This window comes from Micromonospora sp. DT53 (assembly GCF_049841535.1).
Taxonomy (GTDB): domain Bacteria; phylum Actinomycetota; class Actinomycetes; order Mycobacteriales; family Micromonosporaceae; genus Micromonospora.
This window is the reverse complement of the sequence record NZ_JBNCKM010000002.1, coordinates 854,876-872,250: the sequence shown is the minus strand read 5'-3', so window position 1 is coordinate 872,250 and position 17,375 is coordinate 854,876. Positions and strand designations below refer to the sequence as shown.

Here is a 17,375-nt window from a genome sequence, read left to right as displayed (position 1 = left end):
CCGTAATCGAGTGCGTGCCGTGCCTTAGCCGAGGCGGCGGTTTTCGCGGACCAGGCCGCCCTCGCACCAGTCCCGGTAGACGAAAAGATCCGGTCGGGCCAACAGCACTCGGCCGTTGTGCGCCCAGACCTTCATCAGCTCGTCGCCGTCCCGCTCGGCCTGTTCGACGAGTTTGCGGAAGCGACGCTTGGGGTGGGCGCGGAAGTTCGTCCGGATGCCGTCGGCCGCGTAGATGTAGAGGCAGTGCAGCGCGAAACGCCGGGCCGGGCAGGTCGGGTCCATCGCCAACTCGAAGAGCGTCAACACCAGTCGGTCACCGGAGACCAACAGGTCCCAGTCGGGTGGCATCGAGGCCAACGGCACCGAATCAGGCTGGTACGCCCAGGCTCGTAACTCCGCCGGAGTCGGATCGACGGGGTTGGCGAAGCCGTGGAAAGTCGACTCCTGCACGCTCACCGGCCAACCTTCCGCTCTCGCCCGCGTTTGGCAACGCTGCCTGCGGACCGTGGCTGCTGGGGCGAAACGGTAACCCGCCCACGGTTGCTGCGGTAGTCCCCATGAGGAGCAATTCCGCAACCATTGGCATGGGCGGGTCAACTGCATCGACGTCGCGGCCGATGATGCTCCTATGACAATCCATGTTCGACGGTTCCAGCGGGGTGCCGAGGCCCAGTTCGTCATGGGGCTGGAGTGGCTTTTCGCCCCTCCCGGTCGTCGTCCCGTGGATTGGGACCGCGACCGCGCGGTCGAGCGGACCGCGCAATTGCTCGTCCACGAAGACGTCGCACTCTTCGAGGCGCGATCGGATGACGATCAGTTGGTCGGCGTGGCCAGCGTCTACGTGGACATCCTCTCGGTGCGATTCGGCCGTCGGGCTTCGATCGAGGATCTCGCCGTGCACCCCGACTGGCGTTCCCGGGGTGTCGGCTCCAGTCTCCTGGCGGCGGCCAGGGCGTGGGCGGACGAACGGGGTGCCGACTACGTCTTCCTGGAGTCCGGACTGGCCCGAACCGAGGCGCACCGCTTCTACCTTCGCGAGGGTGCGACCCACGCGGCCGCAGCTTTCAGGTGGAGCTCAGTGCAGTGAGTCGGCGACCGGGGTCCGCTCCCGCCGCTGGGCCGCCGCGCGGGTGCGCAGCCACCGCTTGAACCACGGGAAGTCGGGCAGCCGGGCCAGGATCGGCCCGGTCACCACGGTGATCAGGACGTACGTCGCGGCCAGCGCCGCCAGCCGCGGCTCGACGCTCCCGGCGGCCACCGCGAGCCCGGCGATGACGATGGAGAACTCACCTCGGGGTACGAGTGCCAGGCCGGCGCGCCATCGGCCGGGTTCCGCGATGCCGACCCGGCGGGCGGCGAGGTAGCCGGTGAGCGTCTTCGTCGCCATGGTGACCACTGCCAACGCGAGCGCCGGCAGCAGCACCGGCGGAATGTCCTGCGGGTCGGTGGTCAGGCCGAAGAAGACGAAGAACACCGCGGCGAACAGGTCTCGCAGGGGTGAGAGCAACTCGGTCGCGTGGTGCGCCACCGGGCCGGAGAGGGCGATGCCGACCAGGAACGCGCCGACCGCCGCCGACACCTGGAGCGACGCGGCGATGCCCGCGATCAGCAACGTCAGACCGAGTACGCCGAGAAGCAGCGCCTCCGGGTCCTTCGCCGACAGGGCGGACGAGATCAGGTGGCCGTACCGGATGGCGACCACAAGCACGATCAGCACCGTGCCCACCGCGACGGTGAGCGCGATCCCGCCGCCGAGCAGGCCGGTGCCGGCCAGGACGGCGGTGACGAGCGGCAGGTAGAGCGCCATCGCCAGGTCCTCGATGACCAGCACCGAGAGGATCACCGGGGTTTCCCGGTTGCCGAGCCGGCCCAGGTCGGCGAGGACCTTGGCGATCACCCCGGAGGAGGAGACCCAGGTGATGCCGCCGAGCACCAGGGCGGCGACCCAGTCCCAGCCGAGCAGCAGGGCGAACCCCGCGCCGGGCAGCGCGTTGAGGACGCCGTCGATCAGCCCTGCCGGTGCCGCCGAGCGCAGGTTGCCGACGAGTTCGTTGGCCGAGTACTCCAGGCCGAGCATGACCAGCAGCAGGATGACGCCGATCTCGGCGCCGACCGCGAAGAACTCCTCGCTGGCGTCCAGCGGCAGCAGCCCGCCGTGCCCGAACGCGAGCCCGGCGAGCAGGTAGAGGGGAATGGGAGAGAGGCCGAAGCGGCGGCTGAGCCGGCTGAGGAGCCCGAGCAGCAGCAGCAGCGCACCGACTTCGATGAGCAGCGTGGTGAAATCGTGCATCCGCCTCAGCCGTCCGGGTCACTGTCGGCGAGGATGGCGGACACGCCGTCGAGACCTCTACGGGTCCCGACAACGACCACCACGTCGCCGGCCGCGAAGCGGAAGGAGGGGAGTGGCGAAACGATCACTTCGCCTTCGCGCAGCACTGCCACGATGGAGGCGCTGGTGCGGGTACGCGCCTTGGTGTCGCCGAGCTTCCGGTTGACGTACGGGGACCCGGCCGTGATGGCGATCTGCTCGGTGAGCAGACCGGCGGCCTGCTCACGGAGCCCGGAGAGCTGACCGAGCATCAGCGACGCGCCGAGGATGTCGGCCAGGGCCTCGGCCTCGTCATCGGTCAGCGGAATGTCCGCCTGGCAGGCGTCGGGGTCGTCGGGATCGTAGAGAACGAGATCACGGCGGCCATTGCGGTGGGAGACGACGCCCAGGCGGCGTCCGGATTCCGTCACCAGATCGTGACGTACCCCGATCCCGGGTAGGGCGGTCTGCTCGACACGTACTCGCACCCTCCAAGGCTACCGCTTCGTGAACGGAGCGCAGATCTTGGACAGACGGCGCCCCTCCCCTGAGCCCGCCGGAAGAGATCTTGGAAGAAATGCGCCCCTCCCGGGGCAGTTTCTTTCCACGGTGTCCGACACGCCGTACATGACCATGATCGACTCGGTTTTCAGGATGTCGCGGTGTCCTGGCGGTCCGGATGCCCCGACTTCCTGAAAGTCGAGTGGATCAACCGCGCGCCGCGCGCCGGGGCCGGGCGTCGGGGCTGGACGCGCCGGTGCCCGCCCCCGCAGAGCGGGCGCGGGCACCTGGGCACGCCGTGGTCAGCGGAGGCTGGCGAAGAACTCGCGGATGTCGCCGACCAGCACGTCGGTGGCCTGGTGGGCCGCGTAGTGGCCGCCGACGTCGCCACGGCCCTCGACATCCGTCTCGTACGCCGTCCACCGGACGATGTTCGCGTGGTCCCGTTCCGCGAAGCGGCGGATGGACTGGAAGTCGCCGGGGAACATGGCCAGCGCGGTCGGAGCGGTGGTCGGCTCGGTCGGCGGTTCGCCGGCGTGTGCGTCCTCCCAGTAGAACCGGATCGCCGAGGCGGCCGTGCCGGTGAACCAGTAGAGCGCCACGTTGGCCAGGATGAAGTCGGCGTCCAGGCTCTCGTCGAAGAGTTGGGCGTTCCAGGCCAGCAGCCCCACCGGCGAGTCGGCCAGCGCGAACGCCAGGGTCTGCGGTTGCTGACTGTGCACCTGGTTGAAGGAGAACTTGTTCTCGTAGAACCACTGGAGGTGCCCGAGCGCCGCCTGGTCCGCCTCGGAGAGCCCGGCGAACTCGGCCGGGTCGCCCGAGGGGAACGAGAAGAGCTGGGTGACGTGCACGCCGAGCACCCGCTCGGGAACGATCCGGCCCAGCTCCGGCGCGATCATCGAGCCGGCGTCGTTGCCGACCGCGCCGTAGCTGTCGTACCCCAGGCGGTTCATCAGCTCGGCCCAGGCGCGGGCGGTGCGGAACCGGTTCCAGCCGGCGCTGCGGGTCGGGCCGGAGAGGCCGAAGCCGGGCAGCGACGGGATGACCACGTGGAAGGCCGGCGCGTCCGGGTCGGTCGGTTCGGTGAGCGGGGCGATCACGTCGAGGTATTCCAGCACCGAGCCGGGCCAGCCGTGGGTGAGCACCAGCGCGGTGGCGTCCGGCCGGGACGACCGGACGTGCAGGAAGTGGATCCGCTCGCCGTCGATCTCGGTGACGAACTGCGGGTGGGCGTTCAGGCGGGCCTCGACGGCACGCCAGTCGAACTCGCCCCGCCACCTGTCGACGAGGGCGCGCACCCGGTCGGTGCCCATCCCGTACGAGTCGCCCGTGCCGGGCAGGTCGGCGGGCCAGCTGGTGCGGCCGAGCCGGGTGGCCAGGTCGTCGAGGGCGGTCTGCGGGATCTCGACGCGGAACGGGCGGATCGCGGTGTCGCTCATGCCGGAACTCCTTCGGAACGGAATGTTTCGTTCTGCAATCACCATAGCAGAGCGGAACGATCCGTTCCACTGCTAGGCTGGAGGCATGTCACCGACTTCCGGCAAGACGCTTGGCGGTCGCCGCGCCCAGGCCGCCCGCAACGACGAGGTCATCCTCGAAGCCGCCCGCGCCGTCTTCCTCGACGACCCGAAGGCGCCGATCGCCGCTGTCGCCGACCGGGCGGGCGTCGGCATCAGCGCGCTCTATCGGCGGTACGCGGGCAAGGAGGACCTGCTGCGCCAGCTCTGCCACGACGGGCTGCGCCGGTACGTCGCGGAGGCGGAGACCGCCCTCGCCGAGCCGGACGACTGGGCCGCTTTCACCGGCTTCCTGGCCCGGGTGGTCGACGCCGACGTGCACTCGCTCACCGTCCACCTGGCCGGCACCTTCACCCCGACCGAGGAGATGGGTCGGGACGCGATGCGGGCCGGCGAGTTGGCCACCGCCCTGGTCGACCGGGCCCACGCCAGCGGGCGGCTGCGCGCCGACGCGGTCGTACACGATCTGGGGTTGTTGTTGGAGGCGTGTGCCGCGGTCCGCGTACCCGATCCGGAGCGGACCCGCCAACTGCGCCGCCGGCAGCTCGCGGTCCTGCTGGCGGGCCTGTCGTCGGTGCCGGACGCGGACCCGCTGCCCGGCCCGCCCCCGGCGGCCGGCGAGTTCGACTGGCGGTGGCGGCGCCGGGAGTGATGGGCGTCACGCGCTAAGGTTGAGTGGAATACGCTCAACTCTGGTTGCGTCCAACTCAATGGACAACGCCGATCCGGGGGAGCCCATGAACACCGAAAGACTCACCACCAAGAGCCGCGAGACCATCACGGGAGCTGTCGCGCTGGCCAACCAGCGTGGCCACGCCACCGTGGAGCCCTGGCACCTGCTGCTGTCACTCCTGGACACCGACGGCTCGACAGCCACCGGTCTGCTGCGCGCCGTCGGAGCCGACCCGACCGAGCTGCGCAAGGCCGCCCAGCGCGCGGTCGACAACCTGCCTGCCGCCCGCGGCTCCAGCATCGCCGAGCCGACGCTGGCTCGGGAGTTCGTCAACGCCATCGGCGCCGGCGAGCAGATCGCCCGGCCGTTGGGCGACGAGTACACCTCCACCGAGCACCTGCTCGCCGGTCTGGCCCGGGTGGGCGGGGCGGTGTCCGGCGCGCTGAAGACCGCCGGCGCGACCGAGGAGGCCCTGGTCGCCGCCTTCCCGACCGTTCGTGGCGGGGACCGTCGGGTCACCACCGCCGACCCCGAGCAGACCTACCAGGCCCTCACCAAGTACGGCGTCGACCTCACCGCCAGCGCCCGGGACGGCAAGATCGACCCGGTCATCGGCCGGGACTCCGAGATCCGTCGGGTGATCCAGGTGCTCTCCCGGCGTACCAAGAACAACCCGGTGCTGATCGGCGAGCCCGGCGTCGGCAAGACCGCGATCGTCGAAGGGCTGGCCCAGCGGATCGTCGCCGGCGACGTGCCCGAGTCGCTGCGCGACAAGAAGCTCATCTCGCTGGACCTCGGCGCGATGGTCGCTGGCGCGCAGTACCGAGGCCAGTTCGAGGAGCGGCTGAAGTCCGTCCTGGAGGAGATCAAGAACTCCAACGGGCAGGTCATCACGTTCCTCGACGAGCTGCACACAGTCGTCGGGGCCGGCAAGGGCGAGGGCTCGATGGACGCCGGCAACATGCTCAAGCCGATGCTGGCCCGTGGTGAGCTGCGGATGGTGGGCGCCACCACGCTGGACGAGTACCGCGAGCACATCGAGAAGGACCCGGCGCTGGAGCGCCGTTTCCAGCCGGTGCTGGTCGGCGAGCCGACCATCGAGGACACCATCGGCATCCTGCGTGGGCTCAAGGAGCGCTACGAGGTGCACCACGGCGTACGGATCACCGACGCCGCGCTTGTCGCCGCCGCGACCCTGTCCGACCGTTACATCACCGACCGGTTCCTGCCGGACAAGGCGATCGACCTGGTCGACGAGTCCGCGTCCCGACTCCGGATGGAGATCGACTCCCGGCCGGTCGAGGTGGACGAGATCGAGCGGGCGGTCCGCCGGCTGGAGATCGAGGAGATGGCGCTGGCCAAGGAGCCGGACGCCGCCTCGGCCGAGCGGTTGGAGCGACTCCGTAAGGAGCTGGCCGACAAGCGCGAACAGCTCACCGTGCTCTCCGAGCGCTGGCAGACGGAGAAGAGCCACATCACCAAGCTCTCCACCGCCAAGGAGGAGCTGGAGCGCCTCGGCGGCGAGGCCGAGCGGGCCGAGCGGGACGGCGAGCTGGAACGCGCCGCCGAGCTGCGCTACGGCCGGATCCCCGCCCTGAAGGTCGAGCTGAAGCAGGCCGCGGAGGAGCTGGCCCAGCTCCAGGCCGACGGCGCGATGCTCAAGGAGGAGGTCGGCGCGGACGACATCGCCGCGGTGGTCGCCTCCTGGACCGGCATCCCCGCCGGTCGCCTGCTGGAGGGCGAGACGGCCAAGCTGCTGCGGATGGAGGAGTCGCTTGGCGGCCGCGTGGTCGGCCAGGCCGAAGCGGTCGGCGCGGTCTCCGACGCGGTACGCCGTGCCCGGGCCGGTATCGCCGACCCCGATCGCCCGACCGGCAGCTTCCTCTTCCTCGGCCCCACCGGGGTCGGCAAGACGGAATTGGCCAAGGCCCTCGCCGAGTTCCTCTTCGACGACGAGCGGGCCATGGTCCGCATCGACATGAGCGAGTACGGCGAGAAGCACTCCGTCGCTCGCCTGGTGGGTGCGCCGCCCGGCTACGTCGGCTACAACGAGGGTGGTCAGCTCACCGAGGCGGTGCGCCGCCGGCCGTACTCGGTGGTGCTGCTGGACGAGGTGGAGAAGGCCCACCCGGACGTCTTCGACGTGCTGCTCCAGGTGCTCGACGACGGCCGGCTCACCGACGGCCAGGGCCGCACGGTGGACTTCCGCAACGCGATCCTGATCCTCACGTCCAACCTCGGGTCGTCGGTGATCAGCGACCTGACGCTCGCCGACGAGCAGCGCCGGGAGGGTGTGCTGGCCGTGGTCCGGTCGCACTTCAAGCCGGAGTTCCTCAACCGGCTGGACGACATGGTGGTCTTCGCCTCGCTGCGCGGGGACGACCTGCGCTCGATCGTCGACATCCAGTTGGACCGGATGCGAAAGCGTCTTGCGGACCGCCGGTTGGCACTGGACATCACCGAGTCCGCCCGGGAGTGGCTGGCCGAGCACGGCTACGACCCGATCTTCGGCGCGCGCCCGCTCCGTCGCCTGGTCCAGACCGCGATCGGAGACCAACTGGCCAGGGCACTGCTCTCCGGGACGATCCGCGACGGCGACACCGTCACCGTCGACCTGGCCGACGCGAAGGAAGGGCTGGCCGTCGCCGCCGCCTGATCCGTCGCACCCGGGCCGATCCCGCCTCGCCGGCGGGGTCGGCCCGACCCGTTTCTCCGCCCGCGACGGCACCCCGCCGGGACGCTCCGTAGCTGCCGCATCACCAGACAATGATGAGTTTCTCCAGGTGCGCAGGGTTGTTACCGTTCCCGCCGACGCACTTGGGGAGGTGGTCGACATGAACGGTCCCGTGGCGTACCTGGTGACGACGCTGGGGTGTCTGATCGGAGCCGCCGGGGTCGTGGTGGCGGTGGTGGCCGTCCGCAAGGGCCGCAAGGCCGCCCGACCGGCCGCACCCGCAGACCCGTTCCAGGACACCGACAGCGACGCGCTCCGCGGCGACCCGCGCACGCTCAAGCCCGGCGACATCGTCGAGATCCGCCGGGTGTCGTACGCGGTCCGGGGCTCGGTGCATCTGAACGAGGGCAGCTGGAGCTGGGCCGAGCACCTGCTGGACACCGTCGAGGGCGACAAGCGCTGGCTCTCCGTGGAGGAGGACCCGGACCTGGAGCTGGTGCTCTGGACCGCCGAGCCGGCCGCCACGATCACCCCGGGCGCGTCCACCCTCGACTTCGCCGGCCGCCGCTACGCCCTGGAGGAGTCCGGTCAGGCCCGCTTCACTGCCACCGGCAGCACCGGCCTCGACCCCAGTGGCACCCTTCGATACCACGACTACCGGGCCCAGGGCGGCGAACGGCTCTCCTTCGAGGCGTACGGCCAGGCCGGCTGGGAGGTCGCCCGGGGCGAGCAGTTGCACCGCGCCGACGTGATGGTCTACCCGCAGGCCGGGCCGGAGGCCAGCTGACGTGCTGGTGAGCCTCCGCACCCCGTACATCGACACCTGCGCCGCCGACCTGAGCCTGGCACTCGGCGGCCCGGAGCGGCCCGCGCTGCACGTCCGCGACCTCACGCTGCCCGGGGACGTCCGGCTACGGCTGCGCCTGCTGGGCGCGTCCCACCAGGTAGTGCTGGCCGAACCCGGCGGTGCGGCCGAACTCACCGAGACGGTTGCCTGCCTTCCCGGCCGGCCGCCGCACCTGCCCGACGCCCTGCACGACGAGGCAGGCCGATACCGCTTCACCGCCAGCGTGCTGCGCCCCGCCGACGGCGAGTTGCGCACGCGGATCGCCGGCCTCCGCGCCGACCTGGCCGACGACCCGTACGCCCTGGTCGGAGTCTTTCCCGGTGACCCGGACGCGGTCACCGCGCTGGCCGTGCGCACCGACCTGCCGCACCTGTCGGTCGGCTGGCGTACCTGGCACGCGTACCCGCAGACCAACGAGCTGGTCCTGACCGAGACGGTGGTGGCACTGCGATGACGTACCGACGCTGGTTCGTGGTGGGCGCGGCGGCGGCCGTGGTGGGCGTGCTGGTAGCGACCTTCGGGCTCGTCAACGGCACCTTCTCCCCGCGCGGCTACGTGCAGGACAGGTACTCGCGAGCGGCCAGCCGGGACATCGGCCGGGAAGCGACCGCGTACACCTCGTCCAAGTCGCCGACCGCCGTCGCGAAGGAACTGACCGACGCGTGGAAGCCGTCCGACCGGTACGCCGACGGCAGCGGCGTCTACCTGCGCTACGACGACGACTCGGTGGTGATCCTGCCGATCGCCGCCGGCTCGGTGATCCTGCTCGAAGACATGGACACCGCTCACCCCCGCTACCACTCGACCGTCGGGTCGTACTGGGGCTGGGGACGCGGCAGCAGCGTGCGGGGCGGCGGCCCCGGCGCCGGCAAGTAGCCCGACGCCCGACCCCTTCCCCCTGGAGCCCTCCGTGCAGAACCTCGTCACCGATCTGCTGGCCACCCTCGCCTTCGGCGCGGTCGGCGTCGTCCTCATGGGCGTCGGCTACGGGCTGGTCGATCTGACCACTCCCGGCAAGCTGCACGAACTGATCTGGACCGAGCGCAACCGCAACGCGGCGCTGCTGCTCGCGTCCAACCTGCTCGGCGTCGGCACCATAGTGGTCGCGGCGATCGTCGCCAGCGACGACGACCTCGCCCTGGGGCTGGTCGGTGCGGCGGCGTACGGGATCGTCGGCCTGGTCATCATGGCCGCGGCGTTCCTGCTGCTCGACGCGGTGACCCCGGGCCGGCTCGGGGAGCTGCTGGTCGACCCGGAGCCGCACCCCGCCGTGTGGGTGTCGGCGGTGGTGCACCTGGCCACCGGCGCGATCATCGCCGCCGCGATCCTCTGATGACCGGGGGACCGCGACCAGCAGGCGCCGGTCGGCCGTACCCGGGGCGGTCATGAGCACCGGGGCGCCGCCGGTGGCCGACGGCGGCACCGAGACTCGGCCGCACTGGCGGCTGGCCCGCGCGGCGGTGCTGGTAGCGGTCTTCGTCTGCGCCGCCTGCGGGCTGGTCTACGAGCTGGCCCTTGTGGCGCTCGGCAGCTACCTGATCGGCGACACCGTCGGGCAGGCGTCGATCGTGCTCGGTGTGATGGTCTTCGCGATGGGGGTCGGCGCGCTGGTCGCGAAGCCGTTGCAGCCCCGGGCCGCCGCCGCGTTCGCGGTGATCGAACTGACCCTGGCCCTGCTCGGTGGTCTGTCCGTGCTCGGCCTCTACGCCGCCTTCGCCTGGCTCGACCTGTACGGCCCGGCGCTGGTCGGCACCGCCTTCGTGCTGGGTCTGCTGATCGGCGCGGAGATTCCGCTGCTGATGGTGATGCTGCAGCGCATCCGCGAGCAGGCCGCCGGCAGTGCGGTGGCGGACCTGTTCGCCGCCGACTACGTCGGCGCGCTGCTCGGCGGGCTCGCGTTCCCGTTCCTGTTGATCCCCGTCTTCGGCCAGCTCAAGGGTGCCCTGGTGGTCGGTGCGGTGAACGCGGTGGCCGGTCTCGCCCTGGTCTGCACGGTGTTCCGGAGGGAGCTGAGCCGCCGGGCCCGGCTCGTCCTCGGCGCCGGCTCTGTAGTGGTCGCGCTCTGCCTGGGGTACGCCTGGGTGACCGCCGCCGACTTCGAGGTGACCGCCCGGCAGCAGCTCTACCGGGACCCCGTCGTGCACGCCGAACGCTCCCGTTACCAGGAGATCGTGCTGACCCGGTCGGTGCGGGAGGTCGGCCACGCCGACACCGACCTGCGGTTGTACCTCAACGGTGATCTCCAGTTCAGCTCGGTCGACGAGTACCGCTACCACGAGGCGCTGGTGCATCCGGCGATGCGCGGTCCACGCGGCGACGTCCTGGTCCTCGGTGCCGGCGACGGCCTCGCCGTCCGGGAGATCCTGCGGTACCCGGACGTCCGCCGGGTGACGGTGGTCGACCTCGACCCGGCGGTGGTGGCGCTGGCCAGCACCGTGCCGCAGCTGCGGGAACTCAACGGCGGCTCGCTCGACGACCCCCGGGTACGGGTGCTGAACACCGACGCGTTCGGCTGGCTGCGTACCGCCGCCGAGCGCTTCGACGTGGTGGTCGCCGACCTGCCCGACCCGGACGAGACGGCCACCGCCAAGCTCTACACGGTCGAGTTCTACACGCTGATCAGGTCGGTGCTCGGCGAGCGGGGACGGCTGGTGGTGCAGTCCGGCTCGCCGTACTTCGCGCCCCGCTCCTACTGGTCGATCGACGCGTCGGTGCGGGAGGCCGGCTTCGCCACGGTGCCGTACCACGTCGACGTGCCGTCCTTCGGCGACTGGGGGTTCCTGCTCGCCACGGCGGGAACCGTCCCGCCGGTGCTGGAACTGCCGGCCGACGCGCCCCACCTGCGTTTCCTCGACCCGGGCGTGCTGCGGGCGGCGGCGGCCTTTCCCCCCGACCGCGCCCGCCTGAACGTGCCCCCCAGCACCCTCCTGCAACCGAGGGTCCTCGACTACGCCCGCGCCGAGTGGCGCGGCTACTGACCCTCACCATCTGGCGCCTGAACGAGGCGGCTGTGCGGGGAAGTGTCAGCTCATGGCGCAAACCTCGTGATTAACGGGGTGGAGTGGGGGCGGACGGGGAAAGGGTGGAGGCATGTTTGGGATGCGGAAGGCTTGGGAGCGCGAACTGGGCGCGGCCGTCGACGAGTTGGTGGCGGCTGACACGCTCGCCTTCGGTGGGGTGGGGATCGCGGGCACGCTGCTGCCGGTGACCGAGGCGTACCACCGGGTCGAGGCCGCCCTCACCGACCACCCCGAGGAGGTACGCCGCCAGCTCGACCGGGTGCTGGCCGACGGCACACCCGCCGGCCGGGCGTACGCGGCCACGCTGCTGGAGCGGGTCGACCCGGAGGCGGCCCGGACGGCCTGGACGTCGCTGCGGGACGACCCGACCGAGTTCACCACCTTCGTCGGCTGCGTGATGGACCGGGAGACCCTGGGCACCTACGCCAGTCGTCGGCTCGCCGCAGCCTGAGCCGTGCACACCTGGCGACGTCGCCGGTGCCATCGGTAGTTGAGCTGTCGGTCACGGTACGGGTCCTGAGGGTGCCGAAGGTTGTTACCGTCTGCGCCGACGAACCTGGGGAGGTAGTCGGGTGGACGTGCTGGTGACGTGCCTGGTGGCGGCGCTTGCCGTACTCGTGGTGGTCGTGGTCCTGCTCGTCGCGCGGGCCCGCCGCCGGGCGACGGCCCGGCCCGGCGGCCTGCCACCGACCGAACGGTCCGCGCGCGGCGGCGCGGTGGCGTCGCCGCGCGGCGGCCCGCTCCGCCTGACCCCGGGCGACCGCGTGCGGATCCGCGATCGGGAGTACGCGGTGAGCGCCACGATCCGCCTGGTCGAGGGCGACTGGAGCTGGGTGCAGCACCTGCTCGACGACGACTCCGGCACCCGCCACCGGCTCTCCGTCGAGGACGGCCCCGAACTCGAGCTGGTGCTCTGGACCGCCGAACCGGGTGCCACCGTCACTCCGGGCGCACCGACCATCGAGCTGGGCGGCCGGCGCTACACCTGGGCCGAGACCGGGCAGGCGCGTTACACCGCCACCGGAGAGACCGACCTGGCGTCGACCGGCACCATGCGCTACCACGACTACCAGTCCGGTGGCGCCGCACGACTCTCCTTCGAGGCGTACGGCGAAGAGGGCTGGAGAGTGGCCCGCGGTGATCTGCTCGACCCCGCCGACCTGACGATCCGCCCCACGCCTGAGGGCCGCTGAGCCCGGACCGCGAGGGCGCGCCGGGCTCGTCACGGCATGCCGAACCGGCCGGTTGTCGATACGGTGTGGGCGCGATCTTAGGGAAGGAGAATCGTGGTCGATTCCCAGAGCACGCCGGCCCGTCAGCGGCCATCCATTGTGTCGATTTCCAGCTATCTGCTCTTCCTGTTCCTGGCACTCCAGGTGATCAGTCTGATCATCACGCTCAGCACCTTCGGCAAGACGCGGGACGCGCTCCGTGACGCTTACGCGGGCAGCACCACCGATGGCGACCAGGTGGCCGACGTCTTCGTCGCCATCGGCATCGGCGGCAGCGTCCTGCTGCTGCTGCTCGCGGTCGTGCTGGGCGTGCTGGCCCTGTTCAACAACCAGGGCCGCAACGGCGCCCGGATCACCACCTGGATCGTCGGCGGCATCATGGTCTGCTGCGTCGGCGGTAGCCTGCTCAGCAACGCGGCCGGCGGTTTCAACGCCGGGAGCGGGTCTGGCGGCGACGGGCCGAGCCCCGACGAGATCCAGCGCCGCATGGAGGAGGCCCTGCCCTCCTGGGTCGCCCCGGTCAGCACCGTGCTCAACGTGCTCAGCCTGATCGCGCTGCTCACGGCGCTGGTCCTGCTGGCGCTGCCGAAGGCGAACCCGTTCTTCCGCAAGCAGACCGCGGGCTGGGAGCCGCCGACGCCGGGCGCCAGCTACCCGGGCTACCCGCAGGCGCCCGGTCAGCCCGGCTACCCGCAGGCATCCGGTGAGCCGGGCTATCCGTCGAGCGGGGAGCCGAGCTACCCGCCGCCGGCCGGGGACCGCCCGGACGACACGCCGCCCACGGACCGGCCCGGGTCAACCCCGCCGTCGACGAGCTGACGGCTCGATAAGCACGACGCTGACGATCCCTCCGAGTAGGTTGCAACCCGACGCCTACCGGAGGGATTCGTCGTGTCGTACCCCGAATCGGCACCGGCCCGCCGGCCCGCCGCCGTCCTGTCGGCCGCGACCGTGCTGTTGGTGATGGCGGTCGCCGCGCTCGCGTACGCGGTGGTCGACCTGGTGGTGCTTGGCGGAACGGTCGACGCGTTCCGCTCCGCCGCCCGTGACACCTCGGCGAGCCCGGAGCAGATCGACGACGTGGTGACTCTGCTCCGCGCGTCCGCGGTGCTGTCGGCGGTGGTGGCGGCGCTCTCCGCGCCACTGCTCGCCGGCCTGGCCCTCGGGCTGCTGGCCTGTCGCAACGGCGTCCGGGTGGCGACCTGGGTGGTCAGCGGGTTCGGCCTGCTCACCGGCTGTTGCAGCGTGGCGGTCGTCGTCGGCCAACGGGCCGCGCCACTGCAACTGGGCTCCGGCGACCAGGCTCTCGCCGAGTTGCTGGGCCTGATCGGCGACGCGTACCCGTCCTGGTGGATCCCGCTCAACGCCGGGCTTTCCGTCGCACAGGGGCTCGGTTACCTTGTAGTAGCCACGCTGCTGGCGCTGCCGGCGGCGAACAGCTGGTTCGGCCGCCACCGCCCGACGCCAACCGCACCGCAGATATTCACGCCCGCACCGCACCAGCCCCCGTCGGCGCCGCCCGCGCCCCCGTACCCGCACAGGTGAGGACCGCCAAGTGACGCTCGACCCCACGACTGCCGAGCGCCGAGCCCTGATCACCGGGGCCACCGCCGGCATCGGCGCGGCGTTCACCCGGCGGCTGGCCGCCGACGGCTGGGACCTGGTGCTGGTTGCCCGCGACGCGGCGCGGCTGACCGAGCTGGCCACCGAGCTGGGTTCCACGTACGGCCGCGAGGTGGAGACGATCCCGGCGGATCTGTCCACCGACGACGGCTGCGCCACCGTGGAGCAGCGACTCGCCGATGGCAGCCCGGTGCACCTCCTGGTCAACAATGCGGGCATCAGCCTGAACAAACCGTTCCTGCACTCCACGGCAGAGGACGAGGCGCGACTGTTGCGGCTCAACGTGCACGCAGTCATGCGGCTCACCTTGGCGGCCCTACGACCGATGACTGAACGGCGAAATGGGGCAGTGATAAATGTCTCTTCGGTCGCCGGTTTCGGTACGGCGATGCCCGGATCGACGTACTCGGCCAGCAAGGCGTGGGTCACCAACTTCAGTGAGTCGGTCGGCCAGTCGGCGCGGCCGTTCGGTGTTCAGGTGATGGCGCTCTGCCCCGGTTACACCCGCACGGAATTCCACCAGCGAGCCGGCATCAACATGTCCAAGACGCCGGAGTGGCTGTGGCTGCGGGCCGAGGACGTGGTGGACGAAGCCCTGCGTGACCTGCGCAAAGGCAAGATGGTCAGCATCCCGGCGTGGAAGTACAAGGTCGTCGTCGCCGGCATGCGACACGCACCGCGACGGCTGCTCCAGGCGGTCGCCCGGGACACCCGCGGCCGGATCGGTCGCGACGAGCGCTGAGCTTCGACCGGCCTGTCGACCCCGAGCGGGCGGTGGGACGGCGCTGGCGCGCCGCTGTCGGCCCAGTTGCTGAGCGTAGTCGAACATCGCCAGTCATCGGTTCCCCCCGGGGCTGATCAGGGTGGACCCCGCACACGGCGTTCAGACTTGCGCAGTAACCTCTATCGCCATGGGGGACCACGACGACCTGCGTAAATTCATTACCGACCTGGCTGTGGTCCACGGACGGGTCGTGCTCTCGTCGGGGCGCGAGGCAGACTGGTACGTGGATCTGCGGCGCGTCACGCTCCATCACCGGGCCGCTCCTCTGGTCGGCCGGGTGTTGCTCGACCTCACCGCCGACTGGGAGTTCGACGCCGTCGGGGGCCTCACCCTGGGCGCGGACCCTGTCGCGCTCTCGATGCTGCACGCCGCCGCTCCGACCGGCCGGGCCCTGGACGCCTTTGTGGTGCGCAAGGCGGGCAAGGCCCACGGTCTTCAGCGACGGATCGAGGGACCGGAGGTGGCCGGCCGCCGGGTGTTGGCGGTGGAGGACACATCGACGACGGGCGGAAGTGTCTTGACTGCTGTCGAGGCGCTTCGCGAGGCCGGGGCGGAAGTCGTGGGCGTGGTGGTTATTGTTGATCGAGGCGCCGGCGACGCGGTGCGAGCCGCCGGATTGCCGTACCGGGCGGCCTATACGTTGGCTGACCTCGGCCTTGTGGCGTAAAAGTCTGCCGATTCGGATCTGCTGATATGCAGGCGGATCGATGCTGCTGGTGGAAGGATGGAATACGTGGGAACTGCGTTGGCCGAAATGACTATGCCTCAGATCTCGCCGCTAAACGGCGAGCCGATCGAACGTGCCGATGCCGAGCGTCTCGCCGGGGTCCTCAAGGCCCTTGCTGATCCTGCTCGGTTGCGGCTGCTCAGCCTGATCCAGTCGGCCCCCGAGGGCGAGGCGTGCGTCTGTGACCTGACGGCGCCGCTCGGCCTCTCTCAGCCGACGGTCAGTCATCACCTGCGTATCCTCACCGAGGCCGGCTTGTTGCAGCGGGAGAAGCGCGGTGTCTGGGCGTACTACAGCCTGGTCCCGAGTGCGATCGCGACGATCGCCGACCTGCTGACCCCGCCGCGTAAGCGGGCCACCAAGAAGGCCCGCTGACGTAGGCACTACACGCCGTCCCGAGCCGGGGCGGCGTCCGGTGGCGAGCCAGGGGTGGCGCCACCGGTGGTTGACACCTGCTCGTCCCCGGTCGCACCACCGGAGGCCGGGTTCGACATGCCGACGGCCGACCCCCGCACCAGGGGGCCGGCCGTCGTCGTACCCTCAACGGTCCTGACCGTGCTCCGGGCGCCGACGCTCGTCCTGGTGCCGGTCGTGGTCGAACGCCTCGCGGGCCGCCTCCACCGCACCAGCGGCACTGGCCGCCGCGACCACCGCGACCGCCTCGCCGCGCTTACGAGCCCGCCGGTCGCGCAGGAACTCGAAGAAGATCGGCAGCACCGAGATCAGCACGATCAGGGCCACCACCGGCAGGATGTAGCGGTCGATCTTGTCGCCGATGGCCTGGTAGATCTGCTCGGCCAGCAGGTAGCCGATCAGCAGGATGCCGTCCACCCAGAGCACCGCGCCGACGATGTTCCAGAGCAGGAACTGCCTGGCCGGCATGCCGAGCGCGCCCGCTACCGGGTTGAGAAACGTCCGGACGATCGGAATGAAGCGCGCCAGCACGACGGCCTTCGCCGGGCCGAACTTCTGGAAGTAGTACTCGGCCTTCTCCACGTACTCCTTCTTGAAGAGTCGGGAGTTCGGCCGCTCGAACATCGGCCGGCCGTACCGCGAGCCGAGCCAGTGCCCCAGCTGTGCGCCGAGAACCGCGCAGATCGGCCCACCGATCAACAGGCCGGCGAGGGAGAGGCGGGTGCCGTCGCCGAAGATCGCGTCCGCGACCGGTGACGAGGCGACCCCGGCGAGGAACAGCAGCGAGTCCCCCGGGAAGAAGAAGCCCACCAGCAGGCCGGTCTCGGCGAAGAGGATCACCCACACGCCGATCAGCCCGAAGGTCTGCAACAGATCCTTGGGATCGAGCGGGTTCAGGGCGACGCTCTCCACGAGAGCGCGGGTCTTCTCAGCTGTGTCCACGGCCACAAAGGGTACCGAAGCCCGGGGCCCCGGCCGCGCCGGACCGGCCCGTCACCACCCGCCCGCGCCGTGGGGCTCACCGACGGCGCCCCGCCGACCGTGGTGGTCGACGG

Annotated in this window: 20 protein-coding genes; 15 read left to right on the top strand and 5 right to left on the bottom strand. The window is 71.0% G+C overall.

The genetic code is table 11. The annotated features are described in order from the left end of the window. Window positions 1–24 precede the first annotated feature (24 nt). Window positions 25–456 carry a hypothetical protein gene (locus tag ACLQ3B_RS09895; RefSeq protein WP_357178995.1) on the bottom strand — a complete coding sequence of 144 codons (432 nt, stop codon included), beginning with the start codon at window positions 454–456 and terminating at the stop codon, window positions 25–27. Between the two features lie 172 nt (window positions 457–628). On the opposite strand from ACLQ3B_RS09895, the gene ACLQ3B_RS09890 reads away from it, so the two are divergent. Beyond that, on the top strand, window positions 629–1,087 hold the full coding sequence (locus tag ACLQ3B_RS09890; protein WP_425779331.1) for a GNAT family N-acetyltransferase: 459 nt from the start codon (window positions 629–631) through the stop codon (window positions 1,085–1,087). Here the strand turns inward: ACLQ3B_RS09890 and ACLQ3B_RS09885 are convergent. The 3 genes from ACLQ3B_RS09885 to ACLQ3B_RS09875 all read right to left on the bottom strand — a co-directional run bounded on the left by ACLQ3B_RS09885 (window position 1,076) and on the right by ACLQ3B_RS09875 (window position 4,248). Next, window positions 1,076–2,290, bottom strand: coding sequence for a cation:proton antiporter (locus tag ACLQ3B_RS09885; protein WP_425779330.1), 1,215 nt, complete (start codon window positions 2,288–2,290; stop codon window positions 1,076–1,078). The genes ACLQ3B_RS09890 and ACLQ3B_RS09885 overlap by 12 nt on opposite strands. Window positions 2,291–2,295: 5 nt before the next feature. After that, on the bottom strand, window positions 2,296–2,796 hold the full coding sequence (locus ACLQ3B_RS09880) for a cation:proton antiporter regulatory subunit (protein WP_124815967.1): 501 nt from the start codon (window positions 2,794–2,796) through the stop codon (window positions 2,296–2,298). Window positions 2,797–3,111: 315 nt separating this feature from the next. After that, window positions 3,112–4,248 (bottom strand): epoxide hydrolase family protein, encoded by a 1,137-nt coding sequence (locus ACLQ3B_RS09875; protein ID WP_425779329.1) that lies wholly within the window; start codon window positions 4,246–4,248, stop codon window positions 3,112–3,114. Window positions 4,249–4,333: 85 nt separating this feature from the next. On the opposite strand from ACLQ3B_RS09875, the gene ACLQ3B_RS09870 reads away from it, so the two are divergent. From ACLQ3B_RS09870 to ACLQ3B_RS09805, 14 genes are all read left to right on the top strand, one after another. Beyond that, window positions 4,334–4,978 (top strand): TetR/AcrR family transcriptional regulator, encoded by a 645-nt coding sequence (locus ACLQ3B_RS09870; protein ID WP_425779328.1) that lies wholly within the window; start codon window positions 4,334–4,336, stop codon window positions 4,976–4,978. A gap of 85 nt (window positions 4,979–5,063) precedes the next feature. Further along, on the top strand, window positions 5,064–7,655 hold the full coding sequence (gene clpB, locus ACLQ3B_RS09865) for an ATP-dependent chaperone ClpB (protein ID WP_425779327.1): 2,592 nt from the start codon (window positions 5,064–5,066) through the stop codon (window positions 7,653–7,655). Window positions 7,656–7,833: 178 nt separating this feature from the next. After that, window positions 7,834–8,460: a DUF4178 domain-containing protein gene (locus ACLQ3B_RS09860; protein WP_425779326.1), complete on the top strand. Its 627-nt coding sequence runs from the start codon at window positions 7,834–7,836 to the stop codon at window positions 8,458–8,460. 1 nt (window position 8,461) lies between these two features. Next, on the top strand, window positions 8,462–8,974 hold the full coding sequence (locus ACLQ3B_RS09855; RefSeq protein ID WP_425779325.1) for a DUF2617 family protein: 513 nt from the start codon (window positions 8,462–8,464) through the stop codon (window positions 8,972–8,974). Continuing rightward, window positions 8,971–9,396, top strand: a complete 426-nt coding sequence (locus tag ACLQ3B_RS09850; RefSeq protein ID WP_425779323.1) for a DUF4247 domain-containing protein — start codon at window positions 8,971–8,973, stop codon at window positions 9,394–9,396. The genes ACLQ3B_RS09855 and ACLQ3B_RS09850 overlap by 4 nt, the downstream gene beginning before the upstream one ends. A 34-nt stretch (window positions 9,397–9,430) precedes the next feature. Then, on the top strand, window positions 9,431–9,853 hold the full coding sequence (locus ACLQ3B_RS09845; RefSeq protein WP_124815985.1) for a DUF350 domain-containing protein: 423 nt from the start codon (window positions 9,431–9,433) through the stop codon (window positions 9,851–9,853). 52 nt (window positions 9,854–9,905) lie between these two features. Continuing rightward, entirely contained in the window at window positions 9,906–11,498 is a 1,593-nt protein-coding gene (locus ACLQ3B_RS09840) for a polyamine aminopropyltransferase (protein ID WP_425779322.1), read from the top strand. Between the two features lie 121 nt (window positions 11,499–11,619). Continuing rightward, a complete protein-coding gene (locus ACLQ3B_RS09835) occupies window positions 11,620–11,991 on the top strand; it encodes a hypothetical protein (RefSeq protein WP_425779321.1) in 372 nt (123 codons plus the stop codon). Between the two features lie 121 nt (window positions 11,992–12,112). Beyond that, complete coding sequence (locus ACLQ3B_RS09830) at window positions 12,113–12,733, top strand: DUF4178 domain-containing protein (RefSeq protein ID WP_425779320.1); 621 nt, start codon at window positions 12,113–12,115, stop codon at window positions 12,731–12,733. 93 nt (window positions 12,734–12,826) lie between these two features. Beyond that, on the top strand, window positions 12,827–13,591 hold the full coding sequence (locus ACLQ3B_RS09825) for a hypothetical protein (RefSeq protein WP_425779319.1): 765 nt from the start codon (window positions 12,827–12,829) through the stop codon (window positions 13,589–13,591). 72 nt (window positions 13,592–13,663) lie between these two features. Further along, window positions 13,664–14,317, top strand: a complete 654-nt coding sequence (locus tag ACLQ3B_RS09820) for a hypothetical protein (RefSeq protein WP_425779318.1) — start codon at window positions 13,664–13,666, stop codon at window positions 14,315–14,317. Between the two features lie 10 nt (window positions 14,318–14,327). Then, window positions 14,328–15,137 (top strand): SDR family NAD(P)-dependent oxidoreductase, encoded by an 810-nt coding sequence (locus tag ACLQ3B_RS09815; protein WP_425779317.1) that lies wholly within the window; start codon window positions 14,328–14,330, stop codon window positions 15,135–15,137. Window positions 15,138–15,306: 169 nt separating this feature from the next. Next, a complete protein-coding gene (gene pyrE, locus ACLQ3B_RS09810) occupies window positions 15,307–15,846 on the top strand; it encodes an orotate phosphoribosyltransferase (RefSeq protein ID WP_112586136.1) in 540 nt (179 codons plus the stop codon). A 57-nt stretch (window positions 15,847–15,903) separates the two neighbouring features. Continuing rightward, on the top strand, window positions 15,904–16,281 hold the full coding sequence (locus tag ACLQ3B_RS09805) for an ArsR/SmtB family transcription factor (protein ID WP_030332125.1): 378 nt from the start codon (window positions 15,904–15,906) through the stop codon (window positions 16,279–16,281). A 165-nt stretch (window positions 16,282–16,446) separates the two neighbouring features. Here the strand turns inward: ACLQ3B_RS09805 and ACLQ3B_RS09800 are convergent, their stop codons facing one another. Beyond that, window positions 16,447–17,268 carry a DedA family protein gene (locus ACLQ3B_RS09800; RefSeq protein WP_425779316.1) on the bottom strand — a complete coding sequence of 274 codons (822 nt, stop codon included), beginning with the start codon at window positions 17,266–17,268 and terminating at the stop codon, window positions 16,447–16,449. Between the last annotated feature and the right edge of the window lie 107 nt (window positions 17,269–17,375).

What these genes read in the sequence shown, in the direction of transcription:
- ACLQ3B_RS09890 (WP_425779331.1), top strand. Translation starts at nt 629, where the DNA reads ATGACAATCCATGTTCGACGGTTCCAGCGGGGTGCCGAGGCCCAGTTC.
- ACLQ3B_RS09840 (WP_425779322.1), top strand. Translation starts at nt 9,906, where the DNA reads ATGAGCACCGGGGCGCCGCCGGTGGCCGACGGCGGCACCGAGACTCGG.
- ACLQ3B_RS09835 (WP_425779321.1), top strand. Translation starts at nt 11,620, where the DNA reads ATGCGGAAGGCTTGGGAGCGCGAACTGGGCGCGGCCGTCGACGAGTTG.
- ACLQ3B_RS09850 (WP_425779323.1), top strand. Translation starts at nt 8,971, where the DNA reads ATGACGTACCGACGCTGGTTCGTGGTGGGCGCGGCGGCGGCCGTGGTG.
- clpB (WP_425779327.1), top strand. Translation starts at nt 5,064, where the DNA reads ATGAACACCGAAAGACTCACCACCAAGAGCCGCGAGACCATCACGGGA.
- ACLQ3B_RS09805 (WP_030332125.1), top strand. Translation starts at nt 15,904, where the DNA reads ATGGAATACGTGGGAACTGCGTTGGCCGAAATGACTATGCCTCAGATC.
- ACLQ3B_RS09875 (WP_425779329.1), bottom strand. Translation starts at nt 4,248, where the DNA reads ATGAGCGACACCGCGATCCGCCCGTTCCGCGTCGAGATCCCGCAGACC.
- ACLQ3B_RS09885 (WP_425779330.1), bottom strand. Translation starts at nt 2,290, where the DNA reads ATGCACGATTTCACCACGCTGCTCATCGAAGTCGGTGCGCTGCTGCTG.
- pyrE (WP_112586136.1), top strand. Translation starts at nt 15,307, where the DNA reads ATGGGGGACCACGACGACCTGCGTAAATTCATTACCGACCTGGCTGTG.
- ACLQ3B_RS09870 (WP_425779328.1), top strand. Translation starts at nt 4,334, where the DNA reads ATGTCACCGACTTCCGGCAAGACGCTTGGCGGTCGCCGCGCCCAGGCC.
- ACLQ3B_RS09860 (WP_425779326.1), top strand. Translation starts at nt 7,834, where the DNA reads ATGAACGGTCCCGTGGCGTACCTGGTGACGACGCTGGGGTGTCTGATC.